This window comes from Winogradskyella undariae, assembly GCF_013285155.1.
In the GTDB taxonomy this organism is placed as follows: domain Bacteria; phylum Bacteroidota; class Bacteroidia; order Flavobacteriales; family Flavobacteriaceae; genus Winogradskyella; species Winogradskyella undariae.
This window is the reverse complement of record NZ_JABTEL010000015.1, coordinates 52,242-66,203: the sequence shown is the minus strand read 5'-3', so window position 1 is coordinate 66,203 and position 13,962 is coordinate 52,242. Positions and strand designations below refer to the sequence as shown.

The 13,962-nt window shown below is 31.0% G+C and carries 12 protein-coding genes; 6 read left to right on the top strand and 6 right to left on the bottom strand.

Annotated elements, in window-relative coordinates:
* The first annotated feature begins 28 nt into the window (after positions 1 to 28).
* The 6 genes from HSX10_RS16365 to HSX10_RS16340 all read left to right on the top strand — a co-directional run bounded on the left by HSX10_RS16365 (position 29) and on the right by HSX10_RS16340 (position 6,278).
* Positions 29 to 2,431 carry an aminotransferase class I/II-fold pyridoxal phosphate-dependent enzyme gene (locus HSX10_RS16365; protein ID WP_173589330.1) on the top strand — a complete coding sequence of 801 codons (2,403 nt, stop codon included), beginning with the start codon at positions 29 to 31 and terminating at the stop codon, positions 2,429 to 2,431.
* A gap of 27 nt (positions 2,432 to 2,458) precedes the next feature.
* Entirely contained in the window at positions 2,459 to 3,298 is an 840-nt protein-coding gene (locus tag HSX10_RS16360) for an RteC domain-containing protein (protein ID WP_173589329.1), read from the top strand.
* A gap of 275 nt (positions 3,299 to 3,573) precedes the next feature.
* Positions 3,574 to 3,852 carry a helix-turn-helix domain-containing protein gene (locus HSX10_RS16355; protein WP_173589328.1) on the top strand — a complete coding sequence of 93 codons (279 nt, stop codon included), beginning with the start codon at positions 3,574 to 3,576 and terminating at the stop codon, positions 3,850 to 3,852.
* 8 nt (positions 3,853 to 3,860) lie between these two features.
* Complete coding sequence (locus HSX10_RS16350) at positions 3,861 to 4,508, top strand: hypothetical protein (protein ID WP_173589327.1); 648 nt, start codon at positions 3,861 to 3,863, stop codon at positions 4,506 to 4,508.
* Positions 4,492 to 5,148 carry a P-loop NTPase family protein gene (locus tag HSX10_RS16345; RefSeq protein ID WP_173589326.1) on the top strand — a complete coding sequence of 219 codons (657 nt, stop codon included), beginning with the start codon at positions 4,492 to 4,494 and terminating at the stop codon, positions 5,146 to 5,148. The genes HSX10_RS16350 and HSX10_RS16345 overlap by 17 nt, the downstream gene beginning before the upstream one ends.
* Positions 5,149 to 5,159: 11 nt before the next feature.
* Positions 5,160 to 6,278, top strand: coding sequence for an exonuclease/endonuclease/phosphatase family protein (locus HSX10_RS16340; RefSeq protein ID WP_173589325.1), 1,119 nt, complete (start codon positions 5,160 to 5,162; stop codon positions 6,276 to 6,278).
* Between the two features lie 581 nt (positions 6,279 to 6,859).
* Here the strand turns inward: HSX10_RS16340 and HSX10_RS16335 are convergent.
* From HSX10_RS16335 to HSX10_RS16310, 6 genes are all read right to left on the bottom strand, one after another.
* On the bottom strand, positions 6,860 to 7,498 hold the full coding sequence (locus HSX10_RS16335) for a hypothetical protein (protein ID WP_173589324.1): 639 nt from the start codon (positions 7,496 to 7,498) through the stop codon (positions 6,860 to 6,862).
* 13 nt (positions 7,499 to 7,511) lie between these two features.
* The gene (locus HSX10_RS16330) at positions 7,512 to 8,129 is read right to left on the bottom strand and encodes a hypothetical protein (RefSeq protein ID WP_173589323.1); all 618 of its coding nucleotides are present in this window, start codon (positions 8,127 to 8,129) and stop codon (positions 7,512 to 7,514) included.
* Positions 8,130 to 8,147: 18 nt separating this feature from the next.
* Positions 8,148 to 8,834: a DUF456 domain-containing protein gene (locus HSX10_RS16325; RefSeq protein ID WP_173589322.1), complete on the bottom strand. Its 687-nt coding sequence runs from the start codon at positions 8,832 to 8,834 to the stop codon at positions 8,148 to 8,150.
* Between the two features lie 788 nt (positions 8,835 to 9,622).
* Positions 9,623 to 10,831 (bottom strand): hypothetical protein, encoded by a 1,209-nt coding sequence (locus tag HSX10_RS16320; protein WP_173589321.1) that lies wholly within the window; start codon positions 10,829 to 10,831, stop codon positions 9,623 to 9,625.
* A 2-nt stretch (positions 10,832 to 10,833) separates the two neighbouring features.
* A complete protein-coding gene (locus HSX10_RS16315; protein WP_173589320.1) occupies positions 10,834 to 11,712 on the bottom strand; it encodes an HNH endonuclease family protein in 879 nt (292 codons plus the stop codon).
* Positions 11,712 to 13,958: an AAA family ATPase gene (locus HSX10_RS16310; RefSeq protein WP_173589319.1), complete on the bottom strand. Its 2,247-nt coding sequence runs from the start codon at positions 13,956 to 13,958 to the stop codon at positions 11,712 to 11,714. Before HSX10_RS16310 ends, HSX10_RS16315 begins: the two co-directional genes overlap by 1 nt.
* Positions 13,959 to 13,962: the final 4 nt, after the last annotated feature.

Below are 13,962 nucleotides of genomic sequence, written 5' to 3'. Positions count from 1 at the left end.
TATTAAATTAATTGCAAAACAAATTACGATGGCAAAAATTAAACACAATAACTTCCTAGATACTGTAAATAATGTTTTTACAGATGCCATAGATGAAGGTGTACTCCACCTCTATGCTGAAGGAGACAATTTTTCGGGCAGAACTATTGGTGTAAAGAACCAAAATCTCTTTCATTTTGGTACTACGGGGTATTTAGGATTAGAGCAAGATCCGAGATTGAAAGAAGCTGCTATTAATGCCATTCGCAGATACGGCACGCAATTTCCATTATCTAAATCATACATTTCTAATCCGCTCTACAAACAATTAGAAGAAAAAGTTTCTGAAATGTATCAACATCCCGTTGTGATTACTAAGAATAGTACTTTAGGCCATCTTGGTGTTATTCCGAGTGCTGTAAAAGATCAAGATGCAATTATTTTAGATCATCAAGTACACTGGAGTGTGCAAAGTGCTGCTAAAGTATTAAAAACAAGAAGTGTTCCCATAGACATGATTCGTCATAATGATTTAAACATGTTGGAGGATAAAATAAAATCATACACCAATAGCCGAAAAAAGATTTGGTATATGGCAGATGGTATTTATTCTATGTTTGGGGATTTCGCTCCTATTAAAGATTTAAAAACTTTAAGCTTAAAATATCCGCAATTGCATCTTTATTTTGACGATGTCCATGGTATGAGCTGGATTGGAAAAAATGGTACAGGTTACGTTATGAATGAAATCAATGCACTTTCAGAAAATATGCTCTTGTTTGGAACCTTGAGTAAAACCTTTGGTGCCAGTGGATCCGTATTAGTCTGCTCTAACAAGAAAATGCACAAAGACATAAAAACCTTTGGCGGGCCTTTGACCTTCTCTGCGCAATTAGAACCAGCATCTGTTGCAGCAGCCACTGCTTCTGCAGAAATTCATTTATCCCCAGAGATATATAGGCTTCAAGACGACTTAAGATTAAGAGTTCAATATTTTAACTCCTTATTAGAGCAGACAGATTTACCTGTTGTTGACAAAAACATGTCACCAGTATTCTTCATTGGAACCGGTATGCCTAAAACGGGATATAATTTTGTCAATCGTTTAATGAAGGAAGGATTTTACGTCAACTTAGGTCTCTTCCCTGCTGTTCCAGTAAAAAACACAGGTGTACGAATTACAATATCAAGACATAACCAACGTACAGAAATTAAAGCTTTGGTGGATGCTATGGTCTATCATCTACCTAAAGCACTTGAAGAAACACATACAGACTTACATCGCGTACATCAAGCCTTCAAATTAAAATCAACAATTAAGACTAAAAAAACAATAAGTAAAAATCTAAGCTTACAATTAGAAACTTCTATTTCAAAAATTGATAAACAAATGTGGAACAACTTGGTTGGGGACTGTGGTATTCAAGATTGGGACGGACTTCAATTTTTGGAGAAAACATTTAGAAATAATGTGCTGGGAGAAAATAATTGGAATTTCTGGTATCTCATTGTTTGTGATGCGCAAAAGCATCCGGTCTTAGCCACTTTTATTTCCTCATCGCTTTGGAAGGATGATATGCTAGCCAACGCTACTGCGTCTAAAACTCTTGAAGAAAAGCGCATATCAGATCCTTATTACATGACCTCAAAAGTTTTAAGTTTAGGATGTTTATTCACTGAAGGTAATCATCTCTATGTCAACGGTAATCATCCACGTAAGCAAGAGGCACTACATATGCTTATGCAAACTTTAGAAACATTGGAACAGCGCTCTAATTCTAAAATGATTGCACTTCGGGATTTTAGCATGAACGATAGCTTAAATCGTTATTTTCTTGGTCAGGGTTTTGTTAGAATACAAATGCCAAATTCATGTCGCATTAATTTAAGAGCTGATGAAGCCATTGAAGTTTATGTATCTCGACTTTCCTCAAGAAACAGAAAACATTTGAGGAAAGACATTTTAGCTTATGAACCCTCCTTAGATATCTCAATCTTGCAAACACTCAATGCTCACCAACTCAACCAAGTTCATCTATTGTATAACAATGTCCGCTTAAACAACCTTGGACTAAATACCTTTCCGTACCCTATCAATTTGTTCAAAAACATGTCTGATCATCCCAATTGGGAATTTATACTCATACATCATCCTGAACAACTAAACAAAATCATTGGAGTAATGTTTTGCTATAAAAATAACGCTCAAACCTATGTTCCGTCCTTAGTCGGTATGGACTATGATTACCTTAAAATCTATCAGACTTACAGACAATTATTATATCAAACGCTTAAGAGGGCTATTCAATTAAAATTTAAAACCATTGATTTGGGACTAACCGCTTCATTTGAGAAAAAGAAACTTGGTGCTGTGGTAGAAGAGAAATATGCCTATATACAAGCTTCAGACAATTTCACTTTGGAACTTTTGGGATTACTAGAATGTCGTTGAAAATGAAACACATGGCTTTGTATAGTTATGAAGTATCAAGAATTAATATCAGAATTTGAAACAACGGTGGAGTCTTTGGAGTCCCGTACTGATGATATTTTATACAAAGCCGAAAATGGCATTGCTAAAGCTGAAAAATGCATTAAGAAACTCCGAAAAAGTGTCCTAAAAAAAGGGTTTAGTTCAAAACATGAAGAAATTAGTTTTTTTAAGCATATAAAACCTCAAATATTCAGTCGATTGATTTATTACGTTAGGCTCTTTAATATAGAAAGTAAACGCCCTAGAAGTAGCTCCAAATACCAAATAGAATATTTAAATAATCACATCAATAAATTACAAGTCTTTTTCAATGATAATTTAGAGTTCTATCACTACTATCGCAGAGGGGCTACGACACTTGATGAAGAATATTTTATTAGAGGCAAATCTGATTTACGATTGCCAACTGAATTCTTTCACTTTTTTATTGATGACCAGTTTTCTACGTGTCAAGACACCACAGTAGCCACAATTATAGCCTATGATATGTTGATTGTTTACCTGCAACAAGAAATTGAAAAATTACAATCTCATAAAGACACAAAAAATAAGACAATGAAGCAAACATCTTCAAAACTTTTCTGGACAGGAAGCAAAACAGAATTAACGGAGTTAATTTATGCTCTGCATAGTAGCGGATCCATAAATAGCGGAACTGCCGATATTAAGGAATTAGCCTCTATGTTTGAACAGGTATTTAACATCGAACTCGGTAATTACTATCACACTTTTATAGAAATAAGAGCTAGAAAAAACAGTCAAACAAAATTTTTAGATTGGTTGACAAAAGTACTTCTGAAACGCTTTAAGGATTCGGATGAATAATCCTAAGTTTCCCCCAAGTTGGGAATACCATATCTGCTAAAAAACTCCATTATTTTTAATACAAATTAGGGCAATACCTTTATTGAACTCGCCCATCTCATCTACAAAACTATTCAAAACTTATATTAAAAAAAACTCCCATCTCTGGATAAACTATTGAAGACCATAGAATAATCCCTCACAAATTTGCATAACGAAAGTCAAATCAACAGAACAGAGACTATCAAAATGTTTAAAGACCTTTTTTTAGTCTCTTTCTTTAAAACCCTTTTATTATGCCAGCCACTATAATCACAACAGATGATTTAAGAGAATTTAAATTAGAATTACTCGCTGAAATTAAGGACATCTTAAGCAAAAAATCACAGGGCCAACTGAAGAAATATATAAAATCTTCAGAACTCATGGATTTACTCAAAATTAGTCCAGGTACATTACAGAACCTCCGCATAAATGGTACCCTTCCTTTTACAAAGGTTGGAGGTATTATATACTATGATGCCGCAGAAATTCAAAAGGTAATGGATAAGAACCGTGTAGACAATACCATTTAAAACGCTTTATGAACTATATAAAACATCTCAATTCAATATTTCAAATATTCTATTTAGATAAGCGATTAAATCCAACACATGTCAGTTTATATATGGCACTATTTCAATGTTGGAATGTTAACCGGTTTCCAAAAGAATTTTATATCGATAGACAAGAAATTATGATACAATCTAAAATTGGATCGAAAGCAACCTATCATCGCTGCCTTAAGCAATTACATAGTTGGGACTACATACATTATTTGCCATCTCATAACCCTTATAAAGGGAGCAAAATTAGGATGCTCATTTTTGATACAAGCTCTAAACAAGTTCTAAACAAGCATGAAACAAGCACTGAACAAGCATTAGTACCTAATACAAACTTTACTAAACAAAAAGAAAACATAACTAAAACTAAGCTACCAAAAAATGAATTTGAAGTTATTCTTTTTTTTAAAAGTAAAAAATGGCCAACGATTGAAGCTTCAAAATTTTACAATCACTATCAAGCGATTGGTTGGAAAATTGGTGGTAAAATAAAAATTGAAGATTGGCACGCCAGCGCCAGTAATTGGATGCTTAAAGCAAAGGCACTTGAAACTAAAAATGAAGTGTCTCATAAAAAGGACAACTTGAGCACCTCAAAGCAAAAAGATTATGGTCAACCCTTGTAAACTCATTGAAGAAAATATAGAATATTCCATTGGATCTTTTAATCGCAAAGAAGTGATTTACGACTTTGAAAAAATATTAATTTACCTCGATGTTAAAGGAAAATTGCTATTTGGCAACCGTTTTAAAATCTATGAAGAGGACCACGACATTATTTTAAAACTCTGCCATTACCTTATAAAAGATGAAGACAATTGCAAAAAAAATAATATTGACATCAACAAAGGCATACTGCTTTCTGGACCAGTGGGCTGTGGTAAAACAAGCTTAATGTTATTGCTAAAACATATCGTCCCGCTACAAAAACCATATATTTTAATTCCGTGTAGAAATATTGTATTTGGCTTTAATCATATAGGTTATAAAATTATTGAAGATTATGGCTGTAGGCAATTCTTTTGCTTCGATGATTTAGGTGTGGAACCGATGGGACGACATTATGGAAAAGACTGTAATGTTATGGGAGAAATTCTAATCTCGCGTCACGAGCTTTTCATGGATCACAAGATAAAAACACATGCCACTACAAATCTAAATGCTCAAGAGTTGGAAGATCTATATGGTCATCGTGTCCGAAGTCGAATGCGCGAACTATTTAACCTTATACCCTTTGATGAAAACACCAATGATAAACGCAAATAAAAACACGTATTATGAAAATCGCCACCTTTAACATTCAGAATTTATTTCACCGAGACAAAAGCTTACTTGACAAACCTTTTGGAAAGAACCTCAACGATTGGATACAAGAACTCGATACATTGATGCTTCATCCTTCTAAATCCGTGAACCAACAAGACCGCATTAAAGAGTTATCATTTCTCATTGGTTTTGAGAAACCAAGCCCTCGCCCTTATGCTATTTTACGAAGAAAAGCAGGATTTCTCTATATGAAAGGCTTAAGTCATTCTTTAGAAAATAAAGCAAATAATATCACCAATTGGAATGGTTGGGTGGAACTACAAACTATTCCCATTCAAACGAAGGCAACGGATCACAAAGCACTGGTTATTGCTGACATAAATCCTGATATATTATTACTTCAGGAAATTGAAGACAGGGCCTCTTTTGAAGAATTCAATCAGCTCATTCTTCCAAAATATGGATGTCAACCGTATTCACAATCATTTGTCTTACAAGGTAACGATATGAATAGTTTAGAAATGGGTATTGCGCTTAGAGAAGGGTATCATCTTGAGACTGTAAGAACGTACAACATCAACACCACCCTAAACGACGACGGTAAAAACCTCATCGTATATGAAATTACCACACCTTCGCAAAAAACAATTTGGCTGCTCAATGTCTACCTCATAAAAGACAAACAAGATAAAACCTATTCTGACACCCTTAGAAAAAATCAAGTTACGCGAATTGCAGCTATTTATAATCAGCTTAAAGCAGAAGGTAAAACCAATATCATCATTGCAGGCACATTTAATGCTCCTCCTTATTGCAATTCTTTATCTCCAATAATCCAAGACACAAACTTAAAAGACATTACTAAACATCGCTCTTTTCATGTGGATTCTGATAAAGGGAATGATGCTACTTATTTTAGATTAGGTGCTTACCGTATGGGTGTAAATATTAAGCAAAACGATTATATGCTCTTCTCCCCTGCTCTATTTGATAAGATGACTTCTTGTGGTTTAAATCGTAAAGCGATGTGGCCAGAAAAACAACCACAATGGTCTATTTACAAATCTGTTTCTAATAAGAATTTAGCCGCTAGTGCGCATCCTTTGGTTTGGGGAGAGATTAAAATTTAAACAAGCCCTGATTATATTTAATAGTATTTTATACTTTAGGTTAACCATAATATGATAAATACTAGCACTCTTTCCGTCTTTTGTTACCCTTATTTTTATTACGGATTCTTTATCATCAAACATATACCCTTTTATAAGCACTTAGGTTATAGTTAAGATTTGGTTAATGTTTATATTGTATTTGTAGAATTTTTCCACATGATGAAATTAAAACAAAGATTTGAGACAGAACTAATTGTTCCCCTTACTCTTTATTAGGGTTGCAAAATTTAACTTTAAGTGGAGAAGAAGAAGAACATATATTTAAAGTCTTTTATAGCCCTGAATAATGACATAATATTTAAATTATAATTGCTAATGCTTTTTTGTACTTATACAACAAAACTAAAATTTTGATTTACTGCGTTAAGCTGCCAAAATAGAAGTGACTAACTTAAAGTTTAGCATAGTGTCGTTGTGCAAGAACAATTTTGTGTGATTTTCCAGAACAATCAAAAACACAAAACTTCTTTGGAAAAATTAAAATTCCTTTCCAAAGAAGCTCTGTCAAAGCAATGGTTTACAAACGATGTTATATCACGTTATTCTTCAAAATACCATTCCTTTTTTTTTATAATATGAGGACTAAATTCAAATATGTCAACAGGATAATAATTTAAAGTGTCTTTTTTAAAATAAGTTTTATACACTCCTTTTAATTCTCTTTTTATTGGTTTAAAATTAAATTTAGTCGAATCAACAGACTTCAAAACAATATTTACAAATTCAGAACAATATAATTTTGTTGAATCATTAAGAGAAAAATATCGGTCAAACTCGATTTTATTTTTTTTATACTCTTTTAATACTGAAGTAATTAAACGAGTTTCCTTTAAATCATTTCCTTTTATAGTCCAAACACTCAAGTATAAAACCTTTCCATCTCTACATGTCAAAAATTCATTTAAGTTTTGTGTCTTAAAATCAGAAAAATTGTCCTTAAAATCAGATACATTATAAATTAACCATTCGGAATCTTTGAATTGTAAGATACCAACATGAGTACTTAAACTATCTTTGATATTAAATTGTTTAGCGAAATAACCTTGTTTTGTATTAGTTCCTCTGAAAATTAAATAGGTATTATCCTTACTAAAATTAAAATCATTAAAATCAATATGGTTATTTCGCTCATTGCAACTTAACAAAAGTAGTATGGCAAAAATGCTTAAGTATTTCAACTTACTTCGGTTATTAAAATTTATAATTAAAACCTAACAATACTGAGTACATATTTGTTAATTTGTATTCAGGTAAAGAATTTTTAGAATTATTAAGTATGTCAGATTTTGATTTAAATCCTATATTAAACTTGAAAGCATCATCAAACCTAATACTTGCTCCAATACTTGCTTGAAGACCTAAATTTAAACCGACTCCATTCTCTGTATTAGAAATTTCATTTTCAATATCTTCAAACTTGCTCTTTAATATATATGAACCATAAATACCTAAATCTCCAAAAAAAGAAATATTGTTATCAGCCTCTTTTTTGATTCTATAAATAACAGGAATATTCAAATATTTATTGTTAAGATAGTTGATTGTTTGTCCAGACATTAAATTTCCCGAAATATTTAGAAATTCAACACCCGTAATTAAAGAATTATTTTTACTGAATTTTAAAACCTCAATACCTAAAAAGGCTTCAATACTTAAAACATTTAACTTTAATGAATTTTGAATTTCAAGAGTCCCAAAACCAATATGGCTATTAAAAATCAGTTCTTTTCCAGCTTTACTTTCTTGAGAAAAACCATAGCATAAATATGTTATAGTTATTATAAATGATAAAATTATTCTTTTTGACATAATTAATAAATTTTATTTTCAAGAATTCTTCGCTAAATTATTTACATATGTGCCAATCAAACCGCCAAAAAACATACCTAATGGGCCAAATAATACTCCTCCCGCAATTGCTCCAACCCCAAACGAAGTAAAGCCATCCCAAAAACGTGCTTTTTCGGTTGGTGTAAATGAACTTGATTCTTTTGCAACAGTGTTGATAAAGGTTAGCATTTCTTTTTCATTTGTAGCTAAATTTGCATAGTTAGGACTGTTCTGTAAATCAGATATCCAAGCTTGTCCATCAAGAATTTCTTGTATTTTTAGTTTTGTGAATCCTGTTAAATTGTAATCATCCAAAACTTGCATATATCCATATGTTATTAAATCTTCGTTTTTATCCATTACCTCTTCAACTAATGCTACAGTAAACTCCCCTTTATCATACCCAGCTGCTACTGCGTATTGGTCAACTAATTCTTGGGTTATTTCAACGCCATTAATTTGCTTTTCTTGAAAGCTATTCTGCAACTCACTATTTACTAATCGTATTGCATCAGCTATTTGCTTGGCAGAACCTTCATATTTTTGGGCAATTTGATCATAAGTGGCATTTTCTTCAAATTCGTTTGTTAATTTATCGGTCGTACAAGAATACATTGTAGGAAACAAAAAAACGATTGTTAATGCATAAGCAATTTTTGATTTAAATTTTTTAATAATTTTCATGTGATTAATTTTATTATTAATGAATTTTTCGAAACCATAATTTTATTTATCAAGTTTTAAACTCGGTCATTTTCATTTCACTCTTGGCTACTCTTTTTTTATTTATAGTTAGATTTTCGCTTTCACATACTCTAACTTAATATGGGTGGCTAGCCCGTTTGTCACCGTCATGTTGTTTTTAATGTGCTATAATAGTGTGGCCTTCTCCATAAACTTGCTTTTTAGGCCATTATTTATACCACATAATGTCTGCTGTTTTATTTTAATTTTTATAGAAATTGAATTCGAAAATTAATGAACATAAATACCTTTATATAATTACACTACAGGTAAGATTTGATTCATAATCTTTTGTTTTTTCTTAAATTTTGCCTACTTGATAAAATTAAAACATAGATTTGAGACAGAACTAAGGGTTCCCATTACTCTTTGTAAGGGGAACCCTATTCAACTTTTTGTTCGCGTTAAAATGGAGATAACGAACCTTTATTTAAAAGAAAATACTTAGGTGATATTTCGTAGAATATTTTTGACTTTCACTTTATAAAGCCTTGTTCAATAAAACTTTCGAGAGTTAGTCTAAAATTTATAAAACTAAAAAAGGTAACGCATCTATAAAAGAGCTGTCTTTTTTACCTATTAAGGCAAATGTAATTGTATTAAAGTAATATCGTCTTCAAGATTAATGGATATATCTGATAAAAGTCTAAAATTTTTGACTTGTACATTTTTAATTTTCATGTTTTTTTTAATATTATAATTAGGACGTTTCTAATGTATTTACACTTTTAAATTTTGTTATTCTTTTCCACTAGCATATTCAAACAACTCGATGAATCAACACCTTTACCCCAAAAAAGCTTATGTGCTCTAATTCCTATTACACCAATATGACTCCAGAAATTCAGTGATTTCGGGTTAATGATGTTAAAGAAAATATTTTGTGTTTCGATATCGGAATTTAAAAGTTTAAAACTGCCATTTTCCTTTTTATCATCTGGTCTAAAGTTTGATGATAAAATGTCTATTTCGGAATATATATTGTACCACTCCTTTAAACTTGAATTATTAGGTAAAGCTCGTTCAGAAAAATAATTTGGATAATAGGTACTTATAAAGTCATGAGGACAACCAATTGTGACTATTCTTTTTACTTCTTTAGTTAACCTTAGTGCTGGCTTATTCCCATAGGGAAATATAGCATCAATTAAAACAATAGTACCAAAGCTATAACCATGAATTTCTACGACATCATAATCATCATTTTCTGAAATTCTTTCTATTAAGGCTTCAAGTTTTCCTATAATTTCTAACTTATTATCGCTTATTGTTAAATAATAATCAAGGCATAAAAATTCTGTAGCTGTATTTGAAATAAAACTTCTAAAATTAGGAATAATGGTGGTTAATAATGCTGTTATTGTCGTAATCCAATAAGAAAAAACCACCCAAGAATCTAAATTGATTACGGACTGACTTAATTGAAAAGCATCATTGGTAATTACCTGATTTAACAATCCCGTAAAAGAGGTCAAAATTGCTGGAAATAAAATAACCGCAAATATTGCAATAAGGCTCAAAATGGTAAAAAAATAAACAGCTTCAATTCTCTTTTTAATATTTAAAAATTGACTTCTAACGAATGTTTTTATCAAGACAATTGATTTACTAAATAATGTAAATAATATCAAAACCAGTTTTAATATTATGTTCTTACTATTAAATTTTTCTGTTAGACTATCTGCATAATAGAATTCATGAATTCGATGAGTCTCCTTCTTATCTTCAATATTAGAATCATATTCATAAATAGATGTTATTTGAGAAATTATATCATTCTGAAATCCATACTTCAACTCTTTTTTTTCCAGTAAATATTTTATGTTTTTATCTGGATTCATTTTATCCATTGATGACATATATCTCTCTGCATAATTATAACCGGAAACATCAGAGTAATCATAACCTAGACCAGGTAAGTAAACAATAATTTTCATGGCTATAAAGATATTTGGAAATTCGCTTCTAAGAATTTATTGATTATTTGTTTAGCTAAGCCTAAATATTCTTCATTTGGTGATAAGAATTGCTTTAACTTTTTAAGCTCCTTTTTTAAAATTTTATCGAAGTATATTTTTTTAATACTAGAACTGTTATCTGCAAAATCACTCACATTTTTTATCGCCTCTTTTACGCGTTGGATCTGCGCTAATATTTGTATTGCCTTTCGTTCTCTTGCCTGAACTAATGGCACTCTTTGTAAAACATATACTCTTATAGACTCCTCTGCCATTTTCTTTTCTTTTCTGGTAGTGGGTTTCGGGACAATTACTCCAGATTCTATATCATATTTAAAAAAGTCTTCTGGATTTTCTCTACATGGATTAATTAATAATCTAAAAGGCTCTTCTTCTGAAATATCCTTTTTGTGATTTTGTATATGAACTCCTCCATCATCTAATGGAAATTGATCCATTTTACCCATTGTCTCCTTTTCTGTTTTTCCAACAGTAAGGTGCTTTAACTTTTGATTACAATTTCTACAAGACAGTAGTAAATTATCCCAATTTGATGCTAACCAATAATAACCAGGTTTGGGATTAGGAGCTTCTGCAATTTGTCCTTTGGGTCTAAAATGTTCTACATCTCCAGAATAAACATGCAAAAACTTACTTTCACAATAAGCGCATTTTTCTTTAAAGAGTTTTATTAAAGTGTCCTTTACTTCAGAATTTGAATAAACAGTAAACTTCATTGGTTTACTAACATTTGCTTTTGAATAATACTCAATAGCCCTACTTGTTTCTTTTACACCGCGACCATTTGGATTGGTTAGTATATCTGGAGGCTGAATTACATTTCTATCGACTTTTATCATTAGTTATCATTTTCAGACATAAACTCCCAAATATTCTTTACTCTATCTAATGCCTCTTGTTTTATACTATCATCGATAATTTTAAATCCTTCTTTTTTTACTTGTTTTGCTAACAATTCGTCAATTACATAATATACTAACTCATCTCTTATATCATCTCCAATATGTTTTTTATTGGGTAGTAATTGATTTAGTTCTGAAACTCTATTTTGCTCTTCGTCAGTCCTATTCTCTTTCGCTAAAAGATTATAATATTCCTTAAAAAGAGCTTCTGTCTCAAAGTCAAGTGTACTATTTAGCCCAAAATATTCGGAAGTAAGTAATTGGTCTACTCTGAAATCTGAAGGATTGGGTAATTTATTTAAGGAAATTATTTTCCCTTCATCATTTCTCTTTAAAACTAAAACCTCATTACTCTCTAAACCTCTTAGGCATAAAGGCTCATGAGTCGTAACAATAAATTGTATTTTGGGAAATGTTTTTCTGAGCCTGCTTACAACTTCCATTTTCCAACGTGGATGAAGATGTGTTCCAATCTCATCAATAAGGACAATTGCTTCAGCTGTTTCAAATGCTAAATTATCTTTTGACAATGTATTAATGATATCCACCGTTATTGCAAAAATGGATTTATAGCCATCACTTAATTCATCGACATCTATTCTATTTTTTGTTTTGGCATAACTTATATATAAAGCATTTTTTGATTTACTTCTCTTAATAACATCGTCTTGGTCTAACATTAGCAAATCTTTTAATGAGAGTGCTACTTGATTAAACATCTTAGATGGTATTTCTAACAACCATTGTCGTGCATCAGAAAGAGAAATCGAATAATCAAAAAGGTTTTTTGTTTTAACATACTCAACATCAGACTCTGGCATTAGATTTCCTTTTGGCAGAAGTCTAGTTGAACCATAACCCAATAGATAGCAAGGTGGCTCTTTAATATTTGAAGTTAGATGTTTAGAGTCTTTGTTAAATGTAATTTCAAAGAACTCATCTTTTTTTGAGCCATATACTTTTATATATCCAGACCATTTCCCATATTTAAGAATCTTACTCGCATCAAGGTTCAAAGAATTCAAATAATTTTGTCCCATTAAAGCTAAAGCGACTGCTTTAATTAATGAGCTTTTTCCAACTCCATTTTCTCCTAAAAACACCAACCAAGGTTCTTTGTCGGTTACGGTGTTTTTTGAGAGGTCTATTTTTAATGAATCAAAACATTTGTAGTTTTTAAGTTCAATCTTATCGATATAAACGTTTTTTAATAATTTTTTTATTTCAAGTAATTCTTTATTCTTGGAGTAAGGGTTTGTTTTTTTTACAAAGTCACTATCTTCAATTGTAGGCCTTTCAAATGACTTTAATTCACCAGAAGGACGATTTACCTGACTAAACGAAATTGACTCTTTAAAAAGTGGTTTTTCTTTTGAATTAATAGCGAGTTCGAATGCTGTTTTTATCTCTAAATTATTATTTAAATTATCATTTAGAAATGCTCTTCTTGCTCCAACAAATTCTTTTTTAGAAGAATAATTTAATAGTTCAACCCAATGATTAGTATTTCTATCCTCTATTATTTTTTTTGTTTTCCTATATTGATTTGATATACGTTCCCAACTATCAAACTCCTCTTTTATTGCAGATAATCTTCCGCTAACAAGCCTTCGTCTATTTAGTTTAAGGATTTCGATAGTAGTTTCACCTTTTTTATCTAAAGGAATAATGTTACCTGTCTTAAAATCATAACCTATATGTTCTACAATTTCCTCGTAACAAGGGTCAATCAGTAAATTATTTTCCTGTGTAACAATTTCAGGAAAATTAGTTATTGGCATTACTCTTTTACCTTCAACAGGAAACCAAGTGGATTTGAATTTCTTACACTCCAAACAGCTAAGATACATGTTATTCCAGTGGTACATTAGCCACCAATAATGATCTAAATCTGTTTGATCTTTATTAAAACCTTTTGCGTTATTTCTTGGTCTAAAATGGTCAAGAAAATCATTAGATTTATCCAAAATAATTTTAGATTCACAATAAGCACATTTACCATTAAACAGTTCATTTAAAGCCTCTATAATACCAAAAGGAGCGTAGTATTCTACAAATCTTTTTTGCGCTCTTTTGGATCTAGGAATTTGATAGAATTCTGTCAATTCAGATATCTTCGTTTCGCATTCTTTTGAATAAAAGAATTTTGGTTTTTCAACTTTATTTCTATCTACGTAAATCATAAAA